This is a genomic window from Ensifer sp. WSM1721 (assembly GCF_000513895.2).
Taxonomy (GTDB): Bacteria; Pseudomonadota; Alphaproteobacteria; order Rhizobiales; family Rhizobiaceae; genus Sinorhizobium.
Genome location: NZ_CP165782.1, coordinates 2059520 through 2072204, shown reverse-complemented (window position 1 = coordinate 2072204; position 12685 = coordinate 2059520). Strand labels below are relative to the sequence as shown.

Here is a 12685-nt window from a genome sequence, read left to right as displayed (position 1 = left end):
GGGGCCTTCGTTTAGTCTAGCGCTCGCCCACATTTCCCCTTGCCGGCCATAGAAAGCTCTGATTCAGCCATGAAAGCCTTGGCTTAGGTTGATTCTGTCTGCCGGAATCCAGAGCGTTTCACGACAAGAGTTAACCAAAGTAAACGGTTCATTAACCATAATGTCGTTGTAGTGGCCCTACGCGGCGATCTCGCGACTCAGGCTGTCGCAATCAGCCAGACGCAAGCAAGCTTCGCGATAGTGGCGTATTGTTTGGGGGTTTGAATGAGCGGCAAGCATGTTGCTGTCCTGATGGGCGGATTTTCCTCGGAGAGGCCGGTGAGCCTGTCTTCCGGGGCAGCTTGCGCGGATGCTCTCGAGGCCGAAGGCTACCGCGTCACGCGCGTCGATGTCGGCCGCGATGTCGCAGCGGTCCTTGCCGAACTGCGTCCGGACGTCGCCTTCAACGCCCTTCACGGGCCCTTCGGCGAAGACGGGACGATCCAGGGCATTCTTGAATATCTCGAGATTCCCTACACCCATTCCGGCGTTCTCGCTTCGGCGCTGGCCATGGACAAGGCGCAGGCCAAGCATGTCGCCAAGGCCGCCGGCATTCCGGTCGCCGAGGCGCTGATCATGGATCGCCGTGAGTTCGGCAACGCCCATCCGATGAAGCCGCCCTATGTGGTGAAGCCGGTCCGCGAAGGCTCGAGCTTCGGCGTCGTGATCGTCAAGGAAGATCAGTCGCATCCGCCTCAGGTCATCACGTCCAGCGAGTGGCGCTACGGCGACCGCGTCATGGTCGAACGCTACATCGCCGGCCGCGAACTCACCTGCGGCGTCATGGGCGATGTGGCGCTCGGCGTCACCGAGATCATTCCGCAGGGGCACGCCTTCTACGACTATGATTCGAAATACGTAAAAGGTGGCTCGAGGCACGTCATTCCGGCGCAGATTTCACCAAATATTTACCAAAAAATACAAACACTCGCGTTGAAGGCGCATCAGGCGATCGGTTGTCGCGGCGTCAGCCGATCCGACTTCCGCTTCGACGATCGCGGCGAGGGCGAAGGCGAGCTGATCTGGCTGGAGATCAACACTCAGCCCGGCATGACCCCGACCTCGCTCGTGCCCGAAATGGCGCAGCATGCAGGCCTTCAGTTCGGCGAGTTTCTAAGGTGGATGGTGGAGGACGCGTCGTGTTTGCGTTGAGGGGCAGAAGGGGCAAAAGGGTTCGTCATCCGCTCGGCGTCGCTGCCGAGGCGGACGATGCGTTCGTCCTGCCGCGTCCGCTGCGCAGGGGCGTCCGTCTCCTGGTCAGCCTGGGCACCGGCCGCATCCGCTTTCCCAACCACACGGGAACATTCTCCGCTGCCGCCTTCCTTCTGGCGACGGGGCTCTATGGCATGTCGATCGGCGGTCACACGCAGAATTTTGCGCAGGCCTCGACGACGGCGGCCGGCTTCGCGATCGAGGATGTGCGGGTTTCCGGAAATGAGCAGACCTCGGAGATCGACATCCTGCAGCAGCTCGGCCTCGATGGCACGACCTCGCTGGTGGCGCTCGACATCGCCGAGGCGCGCCGGCTGATCGGCGAGCTGCCCTGGGTCGAGAGCGTCACCGTGCGCAAGGTCTATCCGGGCACGATCGAGGTGAGCCTCACCGAGCGCAAGGCCTTCGGCATCTGGCAGCATGGATCGGACCTCTCTCTCATCGAGCGCAGCGGCAGCGTCATTGCGCCACTGCGCGACAATAAGTTCGCGAACCTGCCGCTTTTCGTCGGACGCGACGCCGAGACGGCGGCAGCCGGCTTCTACGACGAGTTTTCCCGCTGGCCGGAATTTCGCTCGCGCGTGAAAGCCTTCGTGCGCGTGGCCGGCCGCCGCTGGGATCTGCGCCTCGACAACGGCATCATCGTCCGGCTTCCCGAGAGGGATGTGGCCCGGGCGATGAAGGTTCTCGCCGAGATGGAAGAGGCGCACAAGCTTCTCGAGCGCGATATCGCTGCCGTCGATCTCAGGCTCGAGGACCGTACGACCATACAATTGACCCCGGAAGCGGTCGCGCGCCGGGAAATCGCGCTCAAGGCGAGGGAGAAGATGCTGAAAGCCCAGGAGAAGCGGATATGAGTCTGTTCGGTTCCGCGAATTTCGGCCTTCCGCGTCTGAAGCCGCTTTCCTCAAAACGGTCGCATGTCGTCTCCGTGCTCGACATCGGTTCGACCAAAGTTGTCTGCATGATCGGCCGGCTGACGCCGCGCGCGGAGAGCCAGATCCTGCCGGGGCGCACGCACAATATCGAGATTATCGGTATCGGCCACCAGAAGTCGCGCGGCGTAAAGAACGGCGTCATCGCCGATCTCGACGCGGCCGAAAGCGTCGTCCGGCTTGCGGTTGACGCCGCGGAGCGGATGGCCGGGCTGACGATCGATAGCCTGATCGTGAATGTTTCCGCCGGTCGCCTGCAGAGCGACGTCTATACCGCGACCATCGACCTTGGCGGACAGGAGGTCGATGCGAACGATCTCAAGAGAGTGCTCGCCGCCGCGGGGCAGCAGTCGCTGCGTACCGATCGGGCGATCCTGCATTCGCTGCCGACCGGTTTCTCGCTGGACGGCGAACGCGGCATCCGCGATCCGCTGGCGATGTTCGGCGACGTGCTCGGCGTCGACATGCATATGCTGACGGCGGAGCGGGCCGCGCTCAAGAATCTCGAACTCTGCGTCAACCGCGCCCATCTCTCGGTCGAGGGCATGGTGGCGACCCCCTATGCCAGCGGCCTTGCGGCGCTCGTCGACGACGAGGTCGAACTCGGCTGCGCGGCGATCGACATGGGCGGCGGCACGACGACGATCTCGGTTTTCGCCGAGGGCAAGCTCGTCCATGCGGATGCCGTCGGCCTCGGCGGCCATCATGTGACGACCGACCTCGCGCGCGGGCTCTCGACGCGTATCGAGGATGCCGAGCGGCTCAAGGTCGTGCATGGTTCAGCGCTCCCGAACAGTGCCGACGAGCGCGACATCGTCTCCGTTCCGCCGATCGGCGAGGACGACCGCGACCAGCCGACCCATGTGCCGCGCGCGCTTGTCTCGCGCATCGTGCGCGCCCGTATCGAAGAGACGCTCGAGCTCATCCGCGACCGCATTCAGCGCTCCGGCTTCAGCCCGATCGTCGGCAAGCGGATCGTATTGACGGGTGGCGCCAGCCAGCTGACCGGCCTGCCGGAAGCGGCACGACGTATTCTGGCGCGCAACGTCCGCATCGGCCGTCCGCTCGGCGTTTCCGGGCTGCCGGCCGCCGCCAAGGGCCCGGCATTCTCCACGGCCGTCGGGCTGATGATCTATCCGCAGGTCGCCGACCTCGAAACGCATGCTGCGCATGGCGGCATGTTCTCGGCGCTCGGCGGCGGCAACAGCCGCTTCGCCCGCATGGGCCAGTGGCTGAAAGAGAGTTTCTAGGTTTCACCGGCGGATCGCCCGGGGAGACCGCGTTTGAGTTTTCGAAGGATTTGGCCGGCTCGGCAAGGCGGCCAGAGAAAGAGAAGGAACAGGACTATGGCCATTAACTTGCAGAAGCCGGACATCACCGAGCTGAAGCCCCGAATCACGGTCTTCGGCGTCGGCGGCGGCGGCGGCAACGCCGTCAACAACATGATCACCGCCGGGCTCCAGGGCGTCGATTTCGTCGTCGCCAACACGGATGCGCAGGCGCTCACGATGACCAAGGCAGAGCGCATCATCCAGATGGGTGTCGCCGTTACCGAAGGTCTCGGCGCCGGCTCGCAGCCGGAAGTCGGCCGTGCGGCCGCCGAAGAGTGCATCGATGAGATCATCGATCACTTGAACGGCACGCATATGTGCTTCGTCACCGCCGGCATGGGCGGCGGCACCGGCACGGGTGCAGCCCCGATCGTCGCGCAGGCCGCACGCAACAAGGGCATCCTCACCGTCGGCGTCGTCACCAAGCCCTTCCACTTCGAGGGCGGGCGCCGCATGCGCATCGCCGACCAGGGCATTGCCGACCTGCAGAAGTCGGTCGACACCCTGATCGTCATTCCGAACCAGAACCTCTTCCGCATCGCGAACGACAAGACGACCTTCGCTGACGCCTTCGCCATGGCCGACCAGGTTCTCTATTCGGGTGTCGCCTGCATCACCGACCTCATGGTCAAGGAAGGCCTCATCAACCTCGACTTCGCCGACGTCCGTTCGGTGATGCGCGAAATGGGCCGCGCCATGATGGGCACGGGCGAAGCCTCCGGCGAGGGCCGCGCCATGGCCGCTGCCGAAGCTGCGATCGCCAACCCGCTGCTCGACGAAACCTCGATGAAGGGTGCGCAAGGCCTGCTGATCTCGATCACCGGCGGCCGCGATCTTACCCTGTTCGAGGTCGACGAGGCGGCAACGCGCATCCGCGAGGAAGTGGACCCGGACGCCAACATCATCCTCGGCGCCACCTTCGACGAAGACCTCGAAGGCCTTATCCGCGTTTCTGTCGTGGCAACCGGTATCGACCGCACGGCCGCGGAGGTGGCCGGTCGCTCCGCCGACTTTCGTCCGGTAGCGCCGAAGCCGATCGTTCGTCCGTCCGCCGCGGTTGCTGCACAGCCGCAGCCTGCTGCCGTGCAGCAGCCGGCACCCCAGCCGCAGCCGGTGCAGCAGACCGCTCCACAGCCCGTCCAACAGGTCGACCAGATCGCGCTTGCGATTCGTGAAGCCGAGATGGAGCGGGAGCTCGACATCGCCACCCGCGCGCAAGTTGCCGCACCGGCCTCGCAGGTCCAGGAAGAGACGTTCCGTCCGCAGAGCAAGCTCTTCGCCGGCGTTGCCCCGGCTGAGCCCGCTCCCGTCATGCGCCCGGCTCAACCGGCACAGCGGCCGGTCGAAATGCAGGCTCCGGTTCAGCCGCAGGTCCAGCCGCAGCCGGTTCGCCAGGAGCCCGCACCGGTCGTGCGCCAGTACGCCGAGCCGGTCCGCATGCCGAAGGTCGAGGATTTTCCGCCGGTCGTGAAGGCGGAGATGGACCATCGCGCACAGCCGGCGCCGACGCATCAGGAAGAGCGCGGGCCGATGGGACTGCTCAACCGAATCACCAGCTCGCTCGGACTGCGTGAAAGGGATACTCAGAACGTCTCGGCCGACATGACCGCTGCAGCACCGAGCGCCGCTTCGCAGCAGCGCCGCCCGCTCTCGCCGGAGGCTAGCCTCTACGCGCCGCGTCGCGGCCAGCTCGACGATCACGGTCGCGTCTCGCCGCAGGTGCGCTCGCATGAAGATGATCAGCTCGAGATCCCGGCGTTCCTGCGCCGTCAATCGAGCTGATTCGAAGGCCCGTTCCTTCACCTTGCCGATGCCCGGGCGCCAGCCCGGGCATTTTCGATTTCGCTTTAATTTCAATGGCTTACAATTTGTGTTGCGCGCATATGAATTGCGTAACAATGCGAAACGAACAGTGATTTGGAATGGTGCCTCCAAACTCTTATTTTCAGCATCGGAATTGGGGACGCATACGATTCGATCGGGCGCTGTTAGTTCGGAATGCGGGGTTTCGGCCGACAGGCACGGAATCTCGGGTCCTGCGCTTGTGCCTTGAGCATCGTTGCACCCTGTGGAGTTTGGCCGCCGGCCGCGTTGATTGAAAGTGAAGACAAGAATGGGAATCGAACTGCTCGGGTTTCAGACGACGATCGCAAGCCCGATAACCCTAAAGGGAATTGGTGTTCACTCCGGTGCGGAGGTGGAGATCACGTTCCATCCGGCCGATGCCGACGCCGGCATTGTCTTCCAGCGGGTCCTCCCCGGCGGACGGGTCAGCGAGTACAGAGCCGTCTCGTCGCAGGTAGGCAATACCGACCTTTGCACCGTTCTTGGCCTGTCGCCGGCGACGTCGATCGCGACGATCGAGCATGTGATGGCGGCGATCTACGCGCTCGGTCTCGACAATCTGTTGATCGAGGTGCACGGCGCCGAGATGCCGATCATGGATGGCAGTTCCGCCCCCTTCATCGAAGCGATCGAACAGGCTGGTATCCGCTCGCTCGCGGAGAAGCGCCGCTACATCCGTATCCTGAAGCCCGTCCGCATTGAATCGGGCGCTTCCTGGTCGGAATTCACGCCCTATGATGGCATGCGCTTCGAGGTCGAGATCGATTTCGACTGCCCCTTGATCGGCCGCCAGTCCTGGAAGGGCGACATGACGCCGTCTGTGTTCAAGCGGGAACTGTCGCGGGCGCGCACCTTCGGCTTCATGCGCGACGTGGAGCGGCTGTGGGCCGGCGGCTTCGCGCTCGGCTCGTCGCTGGAAAACTCCGTGGTGATCTCGGATGACGACACGGTCATCAACGTGGAAGGTCTGCGCTATGCGGATGAGTTCGTCCGTCACAAGACGCTCGATGCCGTGGGTGATCTTTCGCTCGCGGGCGCACCGTTCCTGGGTTGCTATCGCTCCTATCGCGGCGGCCATCGGATGAACGCCAATGCGCTGAAGGCGCTGCTGAGCGATTCCAGTGCCTACGAAGTCGTGGAAACCGCGTCGCAGCGCCAGCGCGCCCGCTCGCGCGATATGGTCGCGGTCGCCGCGCCGGGTTTTGCGCCCTGGTCCGCATAACAAACCAAGCTCTTTCTTCTCCAGTCGCCGGCCGAAAGGCCGGCATTTTCGTTGCCCGAAGGAGCGGATGCGGTGGAAAAGCAGCTACTCTCTCCCTCATCCCGAATTAGGTGCCACAAATTTGCATGAATTGCCGATCATGACGTTGCGGTCTTGAGGCAACTTGCTCTAAAACGCGCAAGTCCGGCGGAATGCCAACCGCTAAGTGAAACGGGAATATCCGATGGTTCTTGCAGTTTCGGTCGACATGAAGAAATCAGTGCGCGTCGTTGCGGTCGTTCTCGCGGCTGTCGCCGGCTCGAGCCTGATCACAGCCTGCCAGAACGATCCCGACATTGATATCACCAAGCTTACCGCAGAAACCGATCCGCCGGAGGTGCTCTACAATCAGGGCCTGGCCAACCTCAATGCTGGCAAGACGACGGAGGCGGCGCGCAAGTTCGAAGCGATCGACAAGCAGCATCCGTTCTCCGAATATGCGCGCAAGGCACTGGTGATGAATGCCTTCGTCGCCTATCGCAACGGCCAGTATCAGGACGCGATCAACGCCACCAATCGCTACCTGAACCTCTATCCGCAGTCGGAAGACGCGGCCTATGCGCAATATATCCAGGGTCTCGCCTATACGAAGCAGATCCCGTCCGTCACGCAGGACCAGCGTCCCGCCGCCAGGGCGATCGAGGCGATGCAGGCGGTGGTCGACAAGTATCCCGACTCCGAATATGTCGACGACGCGCAAGCCAAAATTCGCTTTGCCCGCGACCAGCTCGCCGGCAAGGAGATGCAGGTCGGCCGTTACTATCTCGAGCGCAAGGAATATCTTGCAGCCATTTCGCGCTTCCGCACCGTCGTCGAGCAGTATCCGAATACCAACCAGGTCGAAGAGGCACTCGCCCGTCTCGTCGAGGCCTACTACGCCATGGGCGTGACCGCGGAAGCCCAGACGGCTGCGGCGGTTCTCGGACATAACTACCCGGACAGTCAGTGGTACGCCGACTCCTTCAAGCTGCTGCAGTCCGGCGGATTGGAGCCGCGTGAAACCGGTACATCCTGGATTGCGCGCGCCGGCAAGAAACTCATCGGCGCGTGATTCCTCCGCACCCGACAAGGAAGATATGAAACCGGATGCTCGCCCAGCTCTCGATCCGCGATATCGTCCTGATCGAACGGCTTGATCTCAGTTTCGATGCCGGACTTTCGGTGCTAACCGGGGAAACCGGTGCCGGCAAATCCATTTTGCTCGACAGTCTGTCGCTTGCGCTTGGCGGCCGGGGTGACGGCTCGCTCGTCCGCCATGACGAGGACAAGGGGCAGGTGACTGCGGTCTTCGATGTGCCGACCGGTCATGCAGCACGGCTTCTCTTGCGCGAGAACGGCATCGACGACGATGGCGATCTGATTTTCCGGCGGGTGCAATCGAGCGACGGTCGCACCAAGGCCTTCATCAACGACCAGCCGGTGAGCGTGCAGCTGATGCGGCAGGTCGGCCAGGCGCTTGTCGAGATTCACGGCCAGCACGACGATCGCGCGCTTGTCGACACAGACGCCCATCGCACGCTGCTCGATGCATTCGGCGGAACGACCGAAGCCGCGGAGGAAGTCGCAACGCTCTACCGCGCCTGGAAGGATGCCGAGCGCGGGCTCAAGAAGCACCGCGAGAAGGTGGAGGCGGCGGCGCGCGAGGCGGATTATTTGCGTTCCTCGGTAGATGAACTCGAAGCGCTTTCTCCGCGGGATGGGGAGGAAGAGGAACTCGCGGAAGCCCGCGCGCGGATGATGAAGGCCGAGCGCATCGCCGGCGATATCAGCGAGGCTTCCGAATTCCTGAACGGCAGTGCGTCGCCGGTGCCGCTCATCGCCTCGCTCGTCCGGCGGCTCGAGCGCAAGAGCCACGAAGCGCCGGGTCTGCTCGAAGAGACGGTCGAACTTCTGGACGGCGCGCTGAACCAGCTTTCCGACGCGCAGATGGCGGCGGAGCGGGCGCTGCGCAACACCGAATTCGACCCGAAGGAACTCGAGCGCGTCGAGGAGCGTCTCTTCGCGCTGCGCGCCGCGAGCCGCAAATATTCGGTTCCTGTCGTCGAACTGCCGGCGCTCGCCGTCAGGATGATTGCCGATCTCGCCGATCTCGACGCCGGCGAGGAGAAGCTGAAGCAGCTTGAAATGCAGGTCGGAGAAGCGAAGGCGGCTTTCGACGCGGCTGCCCGTGCGCTTTCCGAAAGGCGTCACAACACTGCGAGCGCGCTTTCGGCCGCTGTCATGGACGAATTGCCGGCGCTGAAGCTCGAACGCGCGCGCTTCATGGTCGAGGTCGCGAGCGATCCGGCGTCGCCGACGGCCGACGGCATCGACGCCGTGGAATTTCATGTGCAGACCAACCCCGGCACGCGGCCGGGACCGATCATGAAGGTTGCTTCGGGCGGCGAGCTTTCACGCTTCCTGCTCGCGCTCAAGGTGGCGCTTGCCGATCGCGGCTCGGCGCCGACCCTCGTCTTCGACGAGATCGATACGGGTGTCGGCGGCGCGGTTGCCGACGCGATTGGCCAGCGCTTGAAGCGGCTATCGAAGACCGTCCAGGTGCTTTCCGTCACACACGCGCCGCAGGTCGCCGCGCGTGCTGCGACGCATCTCCTGATCTCGAAGGGCCCGTCGGCGGAAAAGGCGGAGATGATTGCGACGCGCGTCGCCCGCATGGACGACGCGGCGCGCACTGAGGAAATCGCCCGCATGCTTGCCGGCGCTTCGATCACCGAGGAGGCGAGAGCGGCGGCCGCGCGCTTGCTGGCCGGCAACGGCTGATCGCAACCACTTTTCTTTCGCGCCGATTGCTCTACAGCGCCGCGCGTCTGACCAGACGCGCAAAGATCGCTGTAGCGCTTTGAAACGCTGCATGATTTTGTCCTCAAATCGATTCCGATTTGAGGAATCATGCAGTAAAAACGACTCCGAATCCGGAGTCGCGATCCATGCTGAATCAGAGAAAACCTGTCGAGCAACTGACCGAAGCGGAAGCGGCGGAGGAACTCGCCTTCCTGGCGGAGGAGATTGCCCGCCACGACGTGCTTTATCACGGCAAGGACGCGCCAGAGATTTCGGATGCGGACTACGACGCGTTGAAGCGGCGCAACGACATGATCGAAGCGCGCTTTCCGGCGCTCATCCGCGAGGACAGCCCCTCGCGCAAGGTTGGTGCTGCGCCGTTGCCGACATTTGCACCAATCGTGCATGCGCGGCCGATGCTGTCGCTCGACAACACCTTTTCGGACGAAGACGCGCGCGACTTCGTCGCCGGCATCTTCCGCTTCCTGGGCCTGCTTCCCGATCATTCGGTCGCCTTTACCGCCGAACCGAAGATCGATGGCCTTTCCATGTCGCTGCGTTACGAAAACCGTTGGCTGGTGACGGCGGCCACGCGCGGCGACGGCACGACAGGGGAAAACGTCACCGCCAACGTCCGCACGATCGGCATGATCCCGCAGAAGCTTCCGGCCGACGCGCCGGATATCGTCGAGGTTCGCGGTGAGATCTACATGGCGAAGTCCGATTTCGCCGCCCTTAACGCCGAAATGGCGGCGCAGGGCCGGCCGCTCTACGTCAACCCGCGCAACACGGCATCCGGCTCGCTGCGTCAGCTCGACCCGAAGGTGACCGCCAGCCGCAAGCTCCGCTTCTTCGCCTACGCCTGGGGCGAGATGTCGGCGATGCCGGCGGATACGCAACTCGGCATGGTCGAGACCTTCAAGGCCTGGGGCTTCCCGGTCAATCCGCTGATGCAGCGCTTCTTCTCCGCCGACGAATTGCTCGCACACTATCACCACATCGAGCGCGAGCGTCCGGATCTCGACTACGATATCGACGGCGTCGTCTATAAGGTCGACCGTCTTGACCTGCAGGCGCGGCTAGGCTTCCGCTCGCGCTCGCCGAGATGGGCGACGGCGCACAAGTTCCCGGCCGAACAGGCTTTCACGCGTCTCAAGGGCATCGACATCCAGGTCGGTCGCACCGGGGCGCTGACGCCGGTCGCGCGGCTGGAGCCGATCACCGTCGGCGGCGTCGTCGTCACCAATGCGACGCTGCACAACGAGGATTACATCCGCGGCGTCGGCAACAGTGGCGAACCGATCCGCGAAGGACGTGACATCCGCATCGGCGACATGGTCATCGTCCAGCGGGCAGGGGACGTGATCCCGCAGATCGTCGACGTGGTGATGGACGAGCGGCCGGAAGGTGCGGAGCCCTACCGTTTTCCGACGACTTGCCCGATCTGCGGCAGCCACGCGGTCCGCGACATCAACGAGAAGACGGGCAAGGTGGACGCCGTGCGGCGCTGCACCGGCGGCTTCGTCTGCCGGGCGCAGGCCGTCGAGCACCTGAAGCATTTCGTCTCGCGCAATGCCTTCGACATTGAGGGGCTCGGCTCCAAGCAGATCGAGTTCTTCTTCGAAAGCGAGGACGACAATCTCAGGATCCGAACCGCGCCGGACATCTTCACGCTGGAGCGCCGTCAGGAAACGTCTCTTACCAAACTCGAAAACATCGAAGGCTTCGGCAAGGTTAGCGTTCGCAAGCTCTACGACGCGATCAACGCCCGCCGCGCGATCGCCCTCCACCGCTTGATCTACGCGCTCGGCATCCGCCATGTCGGCGAGACGACGGCGAAACTGCTCGCGCGCTCCTATGGCAGCTACGAGCATTTCGACGCGGCGATGAGGGAGGCGGGCAGCTTTTCCGGCGACGCCTGGCAAGAACTCAACAGCATCGACGGCATCGGCGAGGTCGTCGCTCGCGCGATCGTCGAATTCTACAAGGAGCCGCGCAATATCGAGGTCATCACCCGGCTTCTGGAAGAGGTGAAGCCGGAAAGTGCGGAAATGCGGGTTGCGACCGACAGCCCCGTTGCGGGCAAAACGGTGGTCTTTACCGGCTCGCTCGAAAAGATGACGCGCGACGAGGCGAAGGCGAAAGCAGAAAGTCTCGGGGCCAAAGTTGCCGGATCTGTTTCGAAGAAGACAGACATCGTCGTTGCCGGCCCCGGCGCCGGTTCGAAGCTCGACAAGGCCCGCGAACTCGGAATCACGACGATGGACGAGGACGAGTGGCTGGCGCTGATTGGCGGGTAGAGGGCGACTTCGAGGGGACTCAGAAGGCGATTTAGTCTCTCACCGCGCGTCTAAGCCGTGAGAGACTCTTGAGCGTCTACTGCATGTTTCCTTAAATCGTACCCGATTTAAGGACAAAAACATGCAGCAATTCAAAGTGCTACAGCGTCCTTTGTGCGTCTGAAAAGACGCACGGCGCTGTAGGACGCCGAGATCGCTGCGACGGTGGAATATCCGCCGGGTGACCGGCGGATATCAACCGCCCGACCGTCAGGCTTGTTGCTGCGCCGTCACATCCATCCACATGAATTCCCACACGTGGCCGTCCAGATCCTGGAAGCTGATGCCGTACATGAAGCCGTAGTCGAGCGCCGGTTTCCAGGGCTTGCCGCCCGCGGCAAGCGCCTTGGCGAGCATATCGTCGCATTCGGCCCGGCTTGCGGCAGAAAGCGCGGTGATCACCTCCGTGCCCTTCGAGGTGTCGCTGATCTCGCCAGTGATGAAGCTGCGGAATTTCGGTTCCGTCAAAAGCATGGCGAAGATATTGTCGTCTATGACCATGCAGGCGGCCGTCTCGTCCGAGAACTGCTCGTTGAATGTGAAGCCGAGGGCGGAGAAGAAGGTCCGAGAGGCTTTCAGATCCTTGACCGGCAGGTTGACGAAAATCATGCGCATTGGGTGCTCCTCGTGGAAATGATTTCACGGACCAAGGACGAAGGCAGTTGCCGTCTGCCGACAGCCCGTGCGAAATTTTATCTGGCATCGATGCCAACGCTTTCAAGTGCGTCGCTCAGCCAAGACTGCCGGCGAAGCGTTCGGCCAACCCGCTACCCTTGAAATGGTCGGCGACAAAGACGGGGTCTTCGCCGGAACAAGGGTGCGGCTCAACCATTTCCATTTGTGTTTTTGCGTTGCACAAGATAGACCTTGCAGCCAAAATTTGTGCAATTGCCTTTTCGCGGGGCTGGCTGCTCGCCATATCAGCGAAACGGGGCGTTTTTC

The 12685-nt window shown here is 63.1% G+C and carries 9 protein-coding genes; 8 read left to right on the top strand and 1 reads right to left on the bottom strand.

What is annotated here, in order from left to right; all coding sequences use genetic code 11:
* The first annotated feature begins 264 nt into the window (after nucleotides 1–264).
* The 8 genes from M728_RS10210 to ligA all read left to right on the top strand — a co-directional run bounded on the left by M728_RS10210 (nucleotide 265) and on the right by ligA (nucleotide 11704).
* The gene (locus M728_RS10210) at nucleotides 265–1191 is read left to right on the top strand and encodes a D-alanine--D-alanine ligase (RefSeq protein WP_026619090.1); all 927 of its coding nucleotides are present in this window, start codon (nucleotides 265–267) and stop codon (nucleotides 1189–1191) included.
* Complete coding sequence (ftsQ, locus tag M728_RS10205; protein WP_026619091.1) at nucleotides 1179–2108, top strand: cell division protein FtsQ; 930 nt, start codon at nucleotides 1179–1181, stop codon at nucleotides 2106–2108. Before M728_RS10210 ends, ftsQ begins: the two co-directional genes overlap by 13 nt.
* Nucleotides 2105–3436 carry a cell division protein FtsA gene (gene ftsA / locus M728_RS10200; RefSeq protein ID WP_026619092.1) on the top strand — a complete coding sequence of 444 codons (1332 nt, stop codon included), beginning with the start codon at nucleotides 2105–2107 and terminating at the stop codon, nucleotides 3434–3436. Before ftsQ ends, ftsA begins: the two co-directional genes overlap by 4 nt.
* A gap of 96 nt (nucleotides 3437–3532) precedes the next feature.
* Nucleotides 3533–5299 (top strand): cell division protein FtsZ, encoded by a 1767-nt coding sequence (gene ftsZ / locus M728_RS10195; protein WP_026619093.1) that lies wholly within the window; start codon nucleotides 3533–3535, stop codon nucleotides 5297–5299.
* Nucleotides 5300–5630: 331 nt separating this feature from the next.
* Entirely contained in the window at nucleotides 5631–6584 is a 954-nt protein-coding gene (lpxC, locus tag M728_RS10190) for a UDP-3-O-acyl-N-acetylglucosamine deacetylase (protein WP_026619094.1), read from the top strand.
* Between the two features lie 223 nt (nucleotides 6585–6807).
* Complete coding sequence (locus M728_RS10185) at nucleotides 6808–7674, top strand: outer membrane protein assembly factor BamD (RefSeq protein WP_026617769.1); 867 nt, start codon at nucleotides 6808–6810, stop codon at nucleotides 7672–7674.
* A 35-nt stretch (nucleotides 7675–7709) separates the two neighbouring features.
* Nucleotides 7710–9383 carry a DNA repair protein RecN gene (gene recN, locus M728_RS10180; protein WP_026619095.1) on the top strand — a complete coding sequence of 558 codons (1674 nt, stop codon included), beginning with the start codon at nucleotides 7710–7712 and terminating at the stop codon, nucleotides 9381–9383.
* A gap of 167 nt (nucleotides 9384–9550) precedes the next feature.
* Nucleotides 9551–11704, top strand: coding sequence for an NAD-dependent DNA ligase LigA (gene ligA / locus M728_RS10175; RefSeq protein ID WP_026619096.1), 2154 nt, complete (start codon nucleotides 9551–9553; stop codon nucleotides 11702–11704).
* Between the two features lie 249 nt (nucleotides 11705–11953).
* On the opposite strand, the gene M728_RS10170 is transcribed toward ligA, so the two are convergent.
* Nucleotides 11954–12358: a VOC family protein gene (locus M728_RS10170; protein ID WP_026621625.1), complete on the bottom strand. Its 405-nt coding sequence runs from the start codon at nucleotides 12356–12358 to the stop codon at nucleotides 11954–11956.
* Nucleotides 12359–12685: the final 327 nt, after the last annotated feature.

Excerpts from the sequence above, each read along its gene's own strand:
- ligA (WP_026619096.1), top strand. The coding sequence starts at position 9,551 with ATGCTGAATCAGAGAAAACCTGTCGAGCAACTGACCGAAGCGGAAGCG.
- recN (WP_026619095.1), top strand. The coding sequence starts at position 7,710 with ATGCTCGCCCAGCTCTCGATCCGCGATATCGTCCTGATCGAACGGCTT.
- M728_RS10210 (WP_026619090.1), top strand. The coding sequence starts at position 265 with ATGAGCGGCAAGCATGTTGCTGTCCTGATGGGCGGATTTTCCTCGGAG.
- lpxC (WP_026619094.1), top strand. The coding sequence starts at position 5,631 with ATGGGAATCGAACTGCTCGGGTTTCAGACGACGATCGCAAGCCCGATA.
- M728_RS10170 (WP_026621625.1), bottom strand. The coding sequence starts at position 12,358 with ATGCGCATGATTTTCGTCAACCTGCCGGTCAAGGATCTGAAAGCCTCT.
- M728_RS10185 (WP_026617769.1), top strand. The coding sequence starts at position 6,808 with ATGGTTCTTGCAGTTTCGGTCGACATGAAGAAATCAGTGCGCGTCGTT.
- ftsZ (WP_026619093.1), top strand. The coding sequence starts at position 3,533 with ATGGCCATTAACTTGCAGAAGCCGGACATCACCGAGCTGAAGCCCCGA.
- ftsA (WP_026619092.1), top strand. The coding sequence starts at position 2,105 with ATGAGTCTGTTCGGTTCCGCGAATTTCGGCCTTCCGCGTCTGAAGCCG.